This window comes from Microcystis sp. M44BS1 (genome assembly GCF_020244875.1).
In the GTDB taxonomy this organism is placed as follows: domain Bacteria; phylum Cyanobacteriota; class Cyanobacteriia; order Cyanobacteriales; family Microcystaceae; genus Microcystis; species Microcystis panniformis.
Genome location: NZ_JADBVM010000126.1, coordinates 1 through 12,739 on the forward strand (window position 1 = coordinate 1; position 12,739 = coordinate 12,739).

Consider the following 12,739-nt stretch of genomic DNA (forward strand, 5'->3'; position numbering starts at 1 on the left):
CAAGTAGCAATCCCTTTGCTATAATAGTCATGGCACACCTGAAAACAAAAGCGACTACTGGGAAGCTGCCAGAACGGGAACAGTGGAAGTGGAGGTTAATCAGGGGATTATATGAAAAAGAGTTCGAGAGAGAACAGATAATTAAACTGTTTGGAATCATCGACAATATGATGACTTTATCAACTGAATTGCAGTCAAGTTTAGAGAGTAAAATTAAACAATTTGAGGAGGAAAGAACCATGCCTTTAATGAGTAATATGGAGTTACGAGGAATCGAACGCGGTAAGGAAATTGGTAAGGAAATTGGTAAGGAAATTGGTAAGGAAATTGGAGCGTTAGAAAATGCTCGTAACTATATTAAAACGGTGCTGAAAACGCGATTGGGTGACATTCCAATAGACATTGAGCAAGCTGTGGATAAAATTTCTGTATTATCGATTTTAGACGAGTTACTGAAATTGGCATTAACCGTTAATTCTTTTGATGAGTTGCATCAACTTTTATAACAATAGTCTCAGTAATTTTCTCGATTAAATCAACTAAACAGAGGAAAAATGGTCAGAACTAGAAGCAAGCAGTAATCCCCTTTGCTATAATCGTGATGGCACATGAAAACGAGGACAAGTAATTATACTAAATCCGTTGAGTATAATAGGCTACTTAGGGTCTGCTGAAAAGGTTTTTCCTGGTGGCAGGGTGTGGGGTGTAGGGTTTTACCGATTTTGTTCGTACCTCACCATTAGGATAACTGCTGTAACCGAAATAACCGACTCATGAAAAAGATAATATTGATTTTACTATTAGCTTGGCTTTTAGTTGCTAACCTGAATACCCAGGGGGTTTTAGCAGTGACGATCGATTTTCAATGGTTGGGAAATCAGGGTTATACAGCTAAAGGTTCTTTTAGTTATGATGAAAAAACGGCCCCGACTATCTTTTCGGAAAAAGGTTCGGGAAAAACGCAAGTTTTAGAAAATTTTCAGGTATCTTTTTATGATAACATTGGTCAAGAGATCGCTAAATACGATAATGTCAGCCAGGGAATTTCCTCGGCTAATTATTTTCAGTTTAATTTTAATACCAAAACCGGTCAAGTTTTCGGCTCGATCGATCTGGGGGGTGAAGGGATGGGGGAAATCTATCTTCAAGGGGTGGTTAACGATAATTTGGCACTCTTGCGGGTGGAGTCGGTAGATCTGGTCATGGATGAGGATGATTCACCAGAAATTATCACTCAGTTTTAACTAAATTGATCGGGAAAATAGGGATCATCCTAGCCTAATTTTTCCGCTAATTCTAACCAGCGATCGGTTAAATTATCAATTTTTTGACTTAATTGAGCTAATTCTTCGGTCAGAGCGGTTATTTTAGTAAAATCTTCTAGGGGTTCTCCATAAAGTACCTTTTCAATTTCGGCTTTTTTTGCTTCTAAAATTGGTATTTGTTTTTCGATATCTTCGTATTCTTTTTTCTCTTTAAAAGAGATTTTCTTATTGACGGGTGAGGGAGAAGCTTTAACAGTTTTTGGGGTGACTTTTTTTTCTTTTGGTTCCTCCTCCTCTTTTTTCTGATCGAGATAAAGGGAATAATTACCCGGATATTGACGGATATTACCCCCGGTTTCAAAGGCAAAAATAGTATCAACTACTCGATCGAGAAAATAGCGATCATGGGAAACAACAATCACACAACCGTTAAAGTCCTCTAAATATTCTTCTAAAATTGCTAAAGTCTGCACATCGAGATCATTGGTGGGTTCATCTAAGATTAAAACATTAGGCGCACTCATCAAAACTCGTAGTAAAAATAAGCGTCTTCTTTCTCCTCCAGAAAGTTTATAAATTGGTGCATACTGTTGATCGGGAGGAAAGAGAAATTTTTCTAACATCTGGGAAGCGGTAATCACGCTGCCGTCTAGGGTTTTGACTAATTCGGCCACACTTTTCAGATATTCGATCACTCTTTGATTTTCGTTGATATTGAGATCATCGGATTGTTGATCGAAGTAACCAATATGAATAGTGGAACCGATGTCAACCGTGCCTGAATCGGGGAGAGTTTTCCGGGTAATAATATCCATGAGAGTAGATTTTCCTACCCCGTTACTGCCAATAATACCGATGCGATCTTCAGGGGTAAAAATATAGGTAAAATCTTTAATTAAAGTGCGATCTCCGTAAGCTTTCGATATCTTTTCTACTTCGATAACTTTTTTGCCGATGCGTCTTCCTGCGGTGGCAATATCGACTTTTCCCTCCACCTGTTTAAATTCCTTATTACCCATTGCCTGAATGCGATCAATCCGCGCTTTTTGTTTGGTGCTGCGTGCTTTTGGTCCCCGGGATAACCATTCTAATTCCCGTCGTAAAACTCCCGCGTGTTTGCGTTGACTACTGGCGATCGATTCTTCCGCTAAAGCTTTTTTTTCTAGATAATAGGCATAATTACCGGAATAAGTAGATAAGTCTCCCCGATCGATTTCAATGATGCGATTAGTCACTCGATCGAGAAAATAGCGATCGTGAGTAATTAATAATAATCCTCCCCGAAAACGGGACAAATAACTCTGTAACCACTCCACGGAAAGCGCGTCTAGATGGTTGGTGGGTTCATCCATCAATAAACAGTCAGGATCGGCTAAAAGTGCGGTAGCGATGGCGATTCTTTTGCGATATCCCCCCGATAAATCTCCCACACGAGCATTAAAATTATCGATGCCCAGTTTACTTAAAATAACTTTAGCATTAGTTTCTAAATCCCAGGCGGCAAGTTTATCAATTTGTTGCGAAACCCTTGACAAACTTTCCATAATAGTATCCAGATTTTCTGGCTCATGGACAAGGCGATCGGACAATTCCTCGTATTCCTTAATTAAAGTCATGCTCTCGCCACTATCGGCGAAAACCTGCTCTAAAACCGTTTTATCGTCGTCTAGATCGGGTTGCTGGGGTAAATAGACGATTTTCATCCCCGAATTGATTTGAATTTCGCCACCATCGATCGATTCTAAACCGGCGATCATTTTCAATAGGGTCGATTTTCCCGATCCATTCGTACCGATCAGGCCGACTTTATCGCGATCATCGAGGCTAAAACTGGCATCTTTGAGAATTTCCTTGATACCGAAGTCTTTTTTGAGCGATCGAACCGTCAGCAGTGTCATGATTTCTGGGAATAATCCTTCTTTTCTAGTGTAGTGTCTGGACTAATGCAAAGGATAGATTAAGCAGGTTCTGCTGAAAAAGTTTTTCCCGAGGAAAAAAAACCTGTCCCTAATGCCGATGATAACCAGAAAAGGGACAGATTGGCTCAATTGCATGAGATTATTTTCAGGGGCCAGACGGCATCAGAAATTACATCATGCCCATGCCGCCCATGCCACCCATGCCGCCCATGCCACCCATGCCGCCCATGCCGCCCATATCGGGGGCTGCGGCTTCTTTAACGGGTTTTTCGACCACGAGGGCTTCCGTAGTTAAGACCATACCGGCGATAGAAGCGGCGTTTTGAACGGCTGACCGTACCACTTTAGCCGGATCGATAATTCCAGCGGCGATTAAGTCTTCGTACTTGCCGGTAAGGACATTGTAACCAACGCTAAAAGCGGTATCGCGCACACCTTCCACGATCACATCCCCTTCCACACCGGCGTTATTAGCCAACTGACGCAGGGGTGCTTCTAGGGCTTTAGCGACGATATCGGCGGCGACTTTTTCCTCATCGTTAGTCAAAGAAGCTTTGAAAGCCTTCACCTTAGAAGCCAGATGAATCAAGGTTGTACCACCGCCCGGGACGATACCTTCTTCCACGGCAGCTTTGGTGGCATTGAGGGCATCTTCGATGCGGAGTTTGCGATCCTTGAGTTCGGTTTCTGTGGCCGCCCCGACTTTAATCACGGCCACACCGCCGGCTAATTTAGCGATGCGTTCCTGTAATTTTTCCTGATCGAATTCGGAATCGGTTTCTTCTAACTGTTTTTTCAGTTGGGCGAGACGTTTCTGCACATCGGCCTTATTGCGGCTGTCTCCGGAGGCGACAATAATTGTATTGTCTTTTTCTAGGGTGATTTTTGCCGCTTGCCCCAGCAGATCGAGGCTAACCGTGTCAAGACTTAAGCCTACTTCTTCGGAAATCAGACGACCGCCGGTGAGGATGGCGATATCTTGTAAAACCGCCTTGCGACGTTCCCCAAAACTGGGGGCTTTGATAGCGACGACATTTAGGACACCCCGGGCCTTGTTGACCACTAGAGTGGCTAAGGCTTCGCCGTCCACATCTTCGGCGATAATTAATAGGGGACGACCTTGACGAGCAACGGCTTCGAGGACGGGGACTAATTCAGCGATCGCACTGATTTTTTTATCGGTAATCAGGATCAGGGGGTTGTCGTACTCGACGATCTGTCTTTCCTGATCGGTGATGAAATAGGGGGAGATATAACCGCGATCGATCTGCATCCCTTCCACTACTTCTAATTCGGTGGTTAGGGATTTCGATTCTTCGACGGTGATTACGCCATCGGTAGTGACTTTTTCCATGGCGGTGGCGATCATTTGTCCCACTTCTTCGTCGTTGCCGGAAGAAACGGTGGCCACTTGAGCGATCGCATCTCCAGCGATCGGTTTAGCGACGGCGGCGATTTCTTCGACTAGATAGGCGATGGTTTTGTCTAGTCCGCGTCTTAAGGCGACGGGATTGGCCCCGGCGGTAACGTTTTTCAGACCTTCTTTAATTAAAGCCTGGGCGATGATGGTGGCGGTAGTGGTGCCATCGCCCGCTAAATCTTTGGTTTTTGACGCTACTTCCTGAATTAATCTCGCCCCGGTGTTTTCGAGGGGATCGGACAATTCGATTTCTTTGGCCACGGTGATGCCGTCATTAACGATCTGGGGGGCGCCGTATTTCTTTTCTAACAAGACATTGCGTCCTTTCGGACCGAGGGTGATTTTTACCGCATCGGCCAAGGCGTTGACACCTTTTTCTAGGGCGCGACGGGATTCATCTTTGAAGGCAATGATTTTGGACATGGTATCGCTGTTGTGATAGGACTCCTTATAGTTAATTTAGCACTCTTAGGGCTTGAGTGCTAAGATGCGGCTGCGGTCATTGAGGAGATAACGATGTTGAGGAGATCAGGGTGTTATGGGGTGCATCTCATTTTTGTAAATCTACTAATTTGGGATTTTTCAGGGGAAACTTTCTCCTAAAATTGGGTGTTACTTTCGGTTTTATCACTCAATCCAAGCTTTTGGGGGGTAGAACCCCCCAAACCCCCCGTTGGGGGCGTGGCGCCGCCCCCAAACCCCCCGCGCATTAGGTTAACTGTGAGATGCTTACACGCGATTGTTCATATTTTTGTACTAATTTAAGAGTCACTGATAATTGCTGATTGTCGGTATTTCTGCAAATGTGGGATGCACCCGGTGTTATGTCCCTACGGCAGACTGAATTGAGTTAAAAAAATAAAAATTTATCAAGATTTATTAATAATTGCAGAAAATCAATGATAACTATTGTAGCATCTGGAAGCTAACCAAATTTTAGCCCATTTTCGCCTTTTTTTAGGAGAAGACAATCATGATTAATCTAAATCCTGCTATCGAACAAAAAATTGATCAATTTATTCTGGAAACCCAAAATAAATTTAGTCAGGATAAATCAGCTACCCTTGCTAGTTACCAAACAGAAGCCAAAACAATCACTCAAGAGACTAATAATTTAAGAGATGAATTTATTCAAAAACTAGGTGAATTAACTTTTTCAGACCCTTTACCTAGCAGAGAAGAATTAGAAAAACAAATACTAGCTCATACAGATCAGCTTGTGGAGACAATCAACCTTTTATCTACGGGCAAAATTTCAGAAACTCCTCTTGATACTTTAAGCAAAGAAACTGATAGTTTAGTGGCCACAATTACGATTCTATTCGATGCTAATGCTAACGATGCAAACTTGCCAGGACTTAAGCAAGAACTAATCGCTTGGCAAACAAAAGTTAAAGATACTTTGGTTAAATTTTCCACCACTGTGGAATTACAACAGAAAAATGAGTCTTTGATTGCTGAACTGAAGGATAACTTAGACAAATATAGTTCAATTCCTGAAGTAGATGAACCCTTTGAAAAGTTAGTCAAGGAATTTAAAGATAATTTTGCACAACTACAAGTACAAGAAGAAAGTGTTTTATTTCAAACTTTAGACGATTTAATCAATGAAATTAAAGCTAGAGATGAGGGAATCAAACTAAATAAAAGAATTGATATTTTGCTGGAAAAAACCCAAGAACAAGTAGCGGGATTCCCTCAAGAATTAGACCGGGAAGTACAGGGAGAATTAGCCAAATTAATTAAAATACTAGGGATGGCACAGGTGGAACTCAAGAACATTTCCAAACCTGGTGATATCATGCAAGTAAAGTCGGTGGTAGATGCCGGAGAAATTGCGATTAAATCTTTAATAGGTAAACCTAATATTATTCTGGCACAAAAATTACGCTATGCCGCCAGAACGGGATTAAGAAAAACCCAGACAGGTTTTTGGACTCGTCTAGCCGAATTCAGAGATAATCTGTTCCATTCTTTCAAAATACCTACAAAAGTTTTAATTGGATTAGTGTTAGCTCTCCCTTTGAATTGGGGTATTATGAACTCCCTTCCAGTGAAAGATTTGCTTATGTCTTTACCTCCAATCAATACTGAGGGTAAAAGTAACCAAAATACTGAAGACAAAGACGGAAATTTTAGACTCTTGATATTGATATTGATGACAGGCACTTTAGGGGGAGCAGTTAGTCTTTTAACTCGTTTGCAAGATTTTGATAATCCCAAAAACCAAAAATATGACGATGACCTCTTGCCATTTATAATTGGTCTAACTAAGCCGATTTTAGGGGGAAGTTTTGCTTTCTTTATTCTGCTAATTCTTAACTCTAATATTTCTCCCTTAGAAATTCGGGGTGGCACTGAAGATAATCGGAATGGCATCTATTTATATGGACTTTTAACAATGGCTTTTGTGGCTGGATTTAGCGAACGTCTTATTCCCGATTTAATTAATCAAGTGGAGAAAAAAGTAACTGTAGAGGCTAGTTCCACTGGACAGGGACTACCTCCAGCGATTTTGATCGCTCCGCCTCGCCAAAATTTAGAATTAAATGGAATCCAGGAATTTAGCATTAACCCCGTTGGTAACTACACCATCACAATCTCACCGCCAGACAGCGGTAAAATTGATAAAAATACCACTGATGCCAAATTTACCTACACTGCACCTGCACAAGGAAATAATGGGGATAAAATTACTATTACTGCTACTTCTGATTCTGGACAAACTGCCAAGGCTACGGTCACTTTAACTGCATAATACCATTTTTCTAAAGTAATGGCAGAGATGGTTAATTCCCTCACCCCCAACCCTTCTCCCTTTTTGGGAGAAAGGAGTAGAATGTCTGCCACGAATAAAGAAAAATGGTATAAAAAAAGACCAAGAGAGCCTTCTAGTTTGATAAAAAAGGATAAGTAGGTAGGTGTTAAAAGTTGTCAGACACCCCCCTTATTAAGTAGGGCAGGGGGGATCCCCCCGCCTATCGGCACCCCCCTTAATAAGGGGGGGCAGAGGCAAAATCTATCTTCAATTTAATTATAACTACTTACTTAACTCCGATTAACTCGATTTCGGGTTAATGGGAATAGCCAGCGCTTGAACTTGAATTTTTTTTAACTCGGAAACTAATCGAATCGCCTGCTGTTCGTAGAGGGGGGCGCCCAGGGTTGCTGGCAAATTTTCCATGAGATCGCTGGCGGTTTTCAGGGGACAATTAGAAAAACGACTGATTACGGTGGGCGCTTCCGCGGCAATATTGCGATTAAAGGCTTTTTCCACCCGCACGCGCCAAGTTTTGGGAGTGCGACGACCCTGTTCCACCCGTCGCAGTCCGTTGATGGTGGCCAGCACCACAATGCGATCGCCGATGCGTAAGTTGAGATAATCTTCGGGCATTAATTTCGGGGCTTGCCGTTCTCGTTGGTGTAGGATCGGCACAACTCGATAACCGTAGGCAATATCCCCGAGCGAGCTACCATTGAGAGTATCTCCGGCTTCGATCTCGTATTCCGTCACCAGAATCGTTTTTTGCGCCCAACGGAACAGATAGATGATATTTTCTCCGAAAGCCGCTCCCGTAAAGGCTTCTGCCGCTACGGTGTTGGTTCCTAAAATGTGAGAGCGGGGCAGAATTTGACTTAATTGTTGACTAAGGTTGTCGTCGGTGGTGCGGATGACTAAGTAGCTTTGGGGGTTGAGTTTGCGGGTGGTTAGGGCCACTTCTAAATTGAGGATTTCGTCATCGGTAACGATCGCTATACTTTTAGCCCTATCCAAATTGACATTTTTTAAAGATTCTTCGATATTTCCCGTCATCAGGGGCATTTTTGGCAGGATAGTCCCATCAAAATCCCTATTTAAGCTGACCCCGACAATCGCCTGTTGCATTTCTAGTAATAAATTAGCCACTTCTTTGCCGACTCGACCTAAGCCCACAATAACGATATGATTCTGTTGGGGAACTGGGGGACGGTTAGGGATAAATTGAAATCTTGATGATAATAAAGTTTCTGTCAAAATGGCATAGAGAACCCCGATAAAAGCGGTTCCAGCTAAGGTTAAAAAGAGACTAAATAGCTGCATCCACCAGGGAACTGCATTTAAATCTTCGGGGTTAGAGGCACCGAAAACATCACCGTAACCACCTAATAAAAGAATCGCCGTTCCTGAAAGAGCGGAAATAAAGGAAGCTCTCGGGGCGTAGAGATGGAAAAGAAAAGTCCCGATCATTACCAGCAGGATAATGATAAATACTGACAGGAAAGCCACCCGGTGAATTTGCTGCTGAAAACTCAATTGCCAGAATTGTTGGGTTTCTTTGCCTAATTTTTGCCAAAAATGCCGCAACTTCTGGCGAGAATTTGACGGTTTCTGGCGGGTAGCATCGATATTTTGATAGGTAGTTTCGATGGTGGTAATTGTATCACCGGCCCGGATAGTGGTGCTGGGAGACCATTGATAAAATCCGGCCCTTAAAGGTTCATCGGGGGCTGTGTGTGCTAACAGACGACGGGTGGGAGTATTTAAATCACCTAAAAAGCGATCGAGTAAACCATCTTCGGGGCTAATTTGTCTCTGGATAATCCGCAATTTCTGACCGTCGAGATGCAAAAAACCGAGGGTTTCTGTGCCTAATGTGGCTAAAGCAAAGGCATTGGCGGGTAGTTGGGTGGGTTCATAGGCGATAAAATTGCCTAAACGTTCCTTAAGTAGCTGATTGAGATTATCTTTAGAAGAACGCACCACTAAGCGGGTAAAGGGATTTAATTGCCGAATAATTAGGGCAGTGGTGGCATTAATTCGCTCATCACTGGTGACAATTAAAGCAGCCCGACAGCGATCGATTCCCGCTCTTGCTAAAATGTTTTTTTGACGACAATCACCGATAATTATTTCCTCTAATAAATCGGGAAAATCGTTAATTTCCCAACTGGGAGGCTGTATTAGTTCGATACCGACAACGCTAACCCCAAACTCTTTTAAAGACTTGACGCAGTGTTGTCCGAGACTACCCAATCCACAGACTAAAAAGCGATCGGCTAACTTGACATTCCCATGGACAAAGCTGAGAGATTCTTGGTTCATAGATTCTGCTTGTCTTAAAAAATAGAATGCTTTTTCAAACTTCTGATCCCCCCCTTAATCCCCCTTTAATCTACCCTTAATTTTCTTTTAACTAAGGGGGGTATTAGACAATTTTTAACACCTACCTCATTATAACATACCAGCGTTTTTATTGCGTACCCGTTGATACATTTCTTCCATATTTAATTGGGAAGCAACGAAGTAATAAACTCCAGCAATATGTTTACAGGGATTTTCCCAATCGGGACAAGAACAATTGGTTCAGCTTTTTTCTGAGGGAAAACCCTAAATAGTGATTTCAGCTTTCATCGACTTGACTTTTAAACTAACTTCGGGATGAGATTGCTTGAATCTCGCTTGATAAACCTGAACATTGGTTCCAGCTTTTGGTACTCTAGAAGCGACAATATAGCATTCTTTTTTAGATTTTTTATGTCTTTCTTGTAAGTAAGAATGATTTAGAGTTGACAATAATTGATCATAAGCTTGTTCAATATTTTTACCCTTGAGTTCAATATAAAGAGCCAAGCTACAGGGATAATCAATTTCTAAAAGCCAGTCGCATCTTTTTCCCTCGATAATTAAACAATTATCTATTTTTATCTTAGTAATTAATTTCTGACTATTATTATTGACGATGAATTCTTTCCCATTTTCCTTAACTTTGACTATTTTATTCTTATTGCATTCAGAACAGTGACTAATATCCATTATTGTTGAGCCTTTCTTTCTAAGATTTCTTCAAACTCTTGACTAAGTTCATCGGAGACAGCATCGAGGTTATTGATACCAATCAAGTTCACCTCTGTATCTAAGATACTTTGAGTTTGTCCGTTGCTAATTGTGTAGGCTGACACATCTTGGAATTGAATAGTATTTTTATAACCTAAAGATTTTTCCGCTTTGACAGGCTCAACGTTAGCCGCCATGATTTTATTATTCAAAGCTGTGAGAATGTAGGGACTATGGGTAGTAAGAAAAAAACGACAATTTTTATTAGCATAAAGTAGGGTAAATAGTTCTACCATATCTCTTTGAGCGGAGGGAAAAAGATGGGTTTCGGGTTCCTCAATAAAAAATTGGTTGGATTCGGAATCAGGAAAAAACGAGAAAACTAAGAGAATTAATAACATTGGTAAAGCTTCTTGCTGTCCGCTTGAAGCATCAATTAAGTTAATCTTTCTCCCATCGGCATGATAAAGCCAATCTTGATCTTTCTCGCGCGCATAGCTGCCTGATAGAATCTTTTCGCTAATTAATTTAATTTGATTATAAAGTTTTTTATCATCTTTTTTATCTTGGAATAAACTTTCTGATTCATTAATTATTCTGTATAGGCGTTGAGCATTTTCATAATTAGAGCCAAAGTTGATAATCAGAGGATCAAGATCAAAATTATTGGACAAAAAGGCAAAAATATTATTGGTAAAGTATTTAACAAACAGAGTGCGACTAGCTGGGACAAATAAAATCTTTGTAGAAAAAATTTTTTCATTGCCTTGAAAAAAATCAGCAATATTTTTGGCCACACAATCATTCATATCTGAATAAATATCTTGAGTGACTTTGTTATTGCTTTTGGCAATTTTACTCACTTGTCTAATTGTTGTATTGTAAAACTTTTTAAAATTATCTGAATAGGTAAATTGTAGTTTAAAATAGCCAGATTTGTCCTTATATCTTTCAATCAAAAAGTTCATGTCATCCAAACGATAAACTATTTTAAATACTTGCTCTTTCCATGCGTATTTAGGAAATAATTCCTCAAATCGCTTCTGTAGGTGCCTTTTGAGTCCTTGCTGATCTTGAAGATTAGTGACTAATAATTTAACTTGATAAAACAAAAATCTCTGAAATAAAAAAACTAATTTAGCAATAATACTTTTACCAGTGGACTGTTCACCGATGATAACATTAATTTTTTTAATCTCTATTTCCGCATACTTAATAATCAGAAAATTTTCAATAGTTAAGGATTCCATTGTATCTCTCTTATCCCCAGTCTCATAACAATACTAACAGGTTAGGGGTAGATTTTCAATTACTGTCAGTTGTTGACCTGTTTATTCTAATCTACCCTCCTATGGATAGATACCTAAGTCAAAAAGTCAGCAATTTAGCTACAGCGTTTCTGATCAAGATAAAGTGTAACCTAATTTGACATCGGGACTGACTCCTGACTCCCCAAAAGGAAAACTTATATTTTTTTAAAGTATCCCTGCATTTTTATTGCGTACCCGTTGATACATTTCTTCCATTACCTCGATAAAGGAAGTATCCTTATCCCAAAATGCCGGATAATCACCAGCTTTTTTAATGACAATTGCGGGAATAGTTGCGGATTTAACTAACTGAGGATTTTCTGGTAAACGGTGATGGGAGTGCCAAAATTCTTTGAGATCAATTATTTCTGATGCTGGTATAGTTTCGGGTTTAGTGTGATAGGAAGTGACAGGGTTAAGAGGAATTTTTTCCTCTTGGATAGAGGAGGAAAGCAGCTTACCGAGGGGAGTTTTTGCTAACTCTTGCAGTAATTTTTGACGAGAGATACCCCGTAATTCAAATAAGAGGAAAGGATCCTGATCTAATTGGGAAGCAACGAGGTAATAAACTCCAGCAATATGTTTACAGGGATTTTCCCAATCGGGACAGGAACAATTGGTGATAAAATCCTTTTGACTGTGGGGTAATAAGTGCAGATTCAGATCGCTAAATGCTTCATCAATATTATCGGGAACTTCTTTGAGCAGCAGTTTAGAGATCATACTCGCTCTTGAACCAAGATTATATAAAGCTTGTGACCACTCTGCTTTAGTAATTGGTTTAATCTCGATACTCACGCTATACAAAGGTTCTTTGTAAACCCCAAAGTAGGGATTAATGGAACCTCGCACCTGAGCAGTAATTAAATTACCGTCAATTTCGTAATTCTTGACTTTATCATTTTTAGCGTAGGAACGTCCTCGACTCAAACGCGCTGAGTCGGTAAATTCCTCTAATGCTTCTATAAAGCGTTGTCCCCACCAAGTTTTACTAAATTTATTCATAGGTT

General features: G+C 40.7%; 8 protein-coding genes and 2 pseudogenes. 3 read left to right on the top strand and 7 right to left on the bottom strand.

Annotation, left to right across the window (positions count from 1 at the left end; all coding sequences use genetic code 11):
• Both IM515_RS09795 and IM515_RS09800 read left to right on the top strand, forming a co-directional pair.
• A pseudogene (locus tag IM515_RS09795) lies at positions 1–506 on the top strand (hypothetical protein); the annotation flags it as partial.
• A gap of 267 nt (positions 507–773) precedes the next feature.
• Positions 774–1,244 (top strand): hypothetical protein, encoded by a 471-nt coding sequence (locus IM515_RS09800; protein WP_287628702.1) that lies wholly within the window; start codon positions 774–776, stop codon positions 1,242–1,244.
• Between the two features lie 29 nt (positions 1,245–1,273).
• On the opposite strand, the gene IM515_RS09805 is transcribed toward IM515_RS09800, so the two are convergent.
• Together IM515_RS09805 and groL are read right to left on the bottom strand one after the other, a co-directional pair.
• On the bottom strand, positions 1,274–3,163 hold the full coding sequence (locus IM515_RS09805) for an ABC-F family ATP-binding cassette domain-containing protein (protein ID WP_287628703.1): 1,890 nt from the start codon (positions 3,161–3,163) through the stop codon (positions 1,274–1,276).
• 190 nt (positions 3,164–3,353) lie between these two features.
• On the bottom strand, positions 3,354–5,027 hold the full coding sequence (gene groL / locus IM515_RS09810) for a chaperonin GroEL (RefSeq protein ID WP_287628704.1): 1,674 nt from the start codon (positions 5,025–5,027) through the stop codon (positions 3,354–3,356).
• 550 nt (positions 5,028–5,577) lie between these two features.
• On the opposite strand from groL, the gene IM515_RS09815 reads away from it, so the two are divergent.
• On the top strand, positions 5,578–7,362 hold the full coding sequence (locus tag IM515_RS09815) for a hypothetical protein (RefSeq protein ID WP_287628705.1): 1,785 nt from the start codon (positions 5,578–5,580) through the stop codon (positions 7,360–7,362).
• A 300-nt stretch (positions 7,363–7,662) separates the two neighbouring features.
• On the opposite strand, the gene IM515_RS09820 is transcribed toward IM515_RS09815, so the two are convergent.
• The 5 genes and pseudogenes from IM515_RS09820 to IM515_RS09840 form a co-directional block, all read right to left on the bottom strand.
• On the bottom strand, positions 7,663–9,687 hold the full coding sequence (locus IM515_RS09820) for a potassium channel family protein (RefSeq protein WP_287628706.1): 2,025 nt from the start codon (positions 9,685–9,687) through the stop codon (positions 7,663–7,665).
• 174 nt (positions 9,688–9,861) lie between these two features.
• Positions 9,862–9,948, bottom strand: a pseudogene (locus tag IM515_RS09825) (SWIM zinc finger family protein); the annotation flags it as partial.
• Between the two features lie 24 nt (positions 9,949–9,972).
• The gene (locus IM515_RS09830; RefSeq protein ID WP_287628707.1) at positions 9,973–10,398 is read right to left on the bottom strand and encodes a hypothetical protein; all 426 of its coding nucleotides are present in this window, start codon (positions 10,396–10,398) and stop codon (positions 9,973–9,975) included.
• Positions 10,398–11,669: an AAA family ATPase gene (locus tag IM515_RS09835; RefSeq protein WP_287628709.1), complete on the bottom strand. Its 1,272-nt coding sequence runs from the start codon at positions 11,667–11,669 to the stop codon at positions 10,398–10,400. The genes IM515_RS09830 and IM515_RS09835 overlap by 1 nt, the downstream gene beginning before the upstream one ends.
• Before the next feature lie 225 nt (positions 11,670–11,894).
• Entirely contained in the window at positions 11,895–12,734 is an 840-nt protein-coding gene (locus IM515_RS09840; RefSeq protein WP_287628710.1) for an SWIM zinc finger family protein, read from the bottom strand.
• Positions 12,735–12,739: the final 5 nt, after the last annotated feature.

What these genes read in the sequence shown, in the direction of transcription:
- IM515_RS09800 (WP_287628702.1), top strand. Translation starts at nt 774, where the DNA reads ATGAAAAAGATAATATTGATTTTACTATTAGCTTGGCTTTTAGTTGCT.
- IM515_RS09805 (WP_287628703.1), bottom strand. Translation starts at nt 3,163, where the DNA reads ATGACACTGCTGACGGTTCGATCGCTCAAAAAAGACTTCGGTATCAAG.
- groL (WP_287628704.1), bottom strand. Translation starts at nt 5,027, where the DNA reads ATGTCCAAAATCATTGCCTTCAAAGATGAATCCCGTCGCGCCCTAGAA.
- IM515_RS09815 (WP_287628705.1), top strand. Translation starts at nt 5,578, where the DNA reads ATGATTAATCTAAATCCTGCTATCGAACAAAAAATTGATCAATTTATT.
- IM515_RS09820 (WP_287628706.1), bottom strand. Translation starts at nt 9,687, where the DNA reads ATGAACCAAGAATCTCTCAGCTTTGTCCATGGGAATGTCAAGTTAGCC.
- IM515_RS09830 (WP_287628707.1), bottom strand. Translation starts at nt 10,398, where the DNA reads ATGGATATTAGTCACTGTTCTGAATGCAATAAGAATAAAATAGTCAAA.
- IM515_RS09835 (WP_287628709.1), bottom strand. Translation starts at nt 11,669, where the DNA reads ATGGAATCCTTAACTATTGAAAATTTTCTGATTATTAAGTATGCGGAA.
- IM515_RS09840 (WP_287628710.1), bottom strand. Translation starts at nt 12,734, where the DNA reads ATGAATAAATTTAGTAAAACTTGGTGGGGACAACGCTTTATAGAAGCA.